1 protein-coding gene is annotated in these 363 nt (G+C 47.4%); it reads right to left on the reverse strand.

What is annotated here, in order from left to right; all coding sequences use genetic code 11:
- The coding region (locus tag AB4Z30_RS30120; protein WP_441931235.1) for a hypothetical protein at positions 1-227 on the reverse strand (227 nt) is incomplete at its 3' end.
- Positions 228-363: the final 136 nt, after the last annotated feature.

Here is a 363-nt window from a genome sequence, read left to right on the forward strand (position 1 = left end):
GCGATAAAGGCGAGCGCTTCGCTTCTGCGATAAAGGCGAGCGCTTCGCTTCTTCAGAATCGATTCCGTCCCCTTCGCTACGTGAGCAGATATCCAAACCTGATAATGAACCTGAAACCTCATCTTGTTAGGTGAGTTGTTGTAATAGTAAGGCTTGAGTGGACGCTCCGTGTTCGGATCGTTCTTTTGATCGCTGTTATCTCCGGATTTTTTCGATCCCCTTCTCAAAGGGGAAAATCCGGCGATAAAGGCGAGCGCTTCGCTTCTTCAGAATCGATTCCGTCCCCTTCGCTACGTGAGCAGATATCCAAACCTGATAATGAACCTGAAACCTCATCTTGTTAGGTGAGTTGTTGTAATAGTA

Origin of the sequence: Paenibacillus sp. 2TAF8 (assembly GCF_052114825.1) — a bacterium.
Lineage (GTDB): Bacteria > Bacillota > Bacilli > Paenibacillales > Paenibacillaceae > Paenibacillus.